The sequence below is a fragment of the Amycolatopsis sp. cmx-11-12 genome (genome assembly GCF_046269425.1).
Taxonomy (GTDB): domain Bacteria; phylum Actinomycetota; class Actinomycetes; order Mycobacteriales; family Pseudonocardiaceae; genus Amycolatopsis.
Genome location: NZ_JADNQM010000126.1, coordinates 1 through 528, shown reverse-complemented (window position 1 = coordinate 528; position 528 = coordinate 1). Strand labels below are relative to the sequence as shown.

The window sequence follows — 528 nt, the reverse complement described above, 5'->3', positions numbered from 1 at the left end:
GAGGAGAAGTTGATTTTTGCGTGGGTAATAATGTAAGAGTTGCTGCGTTGATCGTCGGAATGATGTAATTTTATTTTTCGTTAGGATTTATTATGGAGTTGAATAATTGTTATTTTGTTTTTAGTTTAAGTCGAAATATTTTATTTTTTTTATGTTTGATGAAGGATGGTTATTTATTTGCGAGTGAAAATAATGGTTGTGTGATTTTTAAGAATAATATGTTTATGGTTTTTGTATTTATTGTGAATGGATTGTTTGTTTTAAATTTTGATGGTTTATCTGTCTGTAATGTAAGTGTTAAAAGGTTTCGGTTTAATGATTTGAGTTTTATTTATTTGTGGTATTGTCGTTTGGGTTATATAAGTGAAAAGCGTATGAAGAAGTTTTATTCTGATGGATTTTTAATTTCGTTTGATTTTGAATTATACGAGATATGCGAGGTTTGTTTGTTAGGGAAGATGATTAAGACGGTTTTTACAGGATGTTCTGAGAGAGCGGGAGATGTGTTGGAATTCGTATATAGTGATG

At 29.4% G+C, this 528-nt stretch carries 1 protein-coding gene; it reads left to right on the top strand.

What is annotated here, in order from left to right:
* Nucleotides 1-158: 158 nt before the first annotated feature.
* Nucleotides 159-528: GAG-pre-integrase domain-containing protein (locus tag ACLARN_RS44195; RefSeq protein ID WP_409497465.1), on the top strand; the 370-nt coding region annotated here is incomplete at its 3' end.